Source organism: Salinimicrobium oceani (assembly GCF_012037645.1).
In genome coordinates, this window is record NZ_JAAVJR010001151.1 from 1 (window position 1) to 352 (window position 352).

General features: G+C 38.6%; 1 protein-coding gene. It reads left to right on the top strand.

The features are described 5' to 3' along the window. The coding region (locus HC175_RS21225; protein ID WP_168139935.1) for a sensor histidine kinase at nt 1-352 on the top strand (352 nt) is incomplete at both ends.

Below are 352 nucleotides of genomic sequence, written 5' to 3' on the forward strand. Positions count from 1 at the left end.
AATGTGTTACGTATCTCACGACTGGAGAAGAATGAGCTGGATCTTAAGAAGGAGCGGCTTGACCTTCACGAGATCATTGAAGAGGCAATGGCTCATGTGGAGCTGATCGTGGAAGACAAGGAAGGATACATCCAAACCCATTTTGGAGCCTTAAGATCTTCAATCCTGGCAAATCACGCTCATTTTACAAACGTAATCGTGAATATTCTGGATAATGCAGTAAAGTATTCCCCGGAAAAGCCTAAAATTGATATTTATACAGAAAATGTCAAGAATTACATAGTCATGAAAGTAAGAGATCAGGGAAGCGGAATGAGCAAACCTGTTCAGAAAAAAATATTTGAAAAATTTT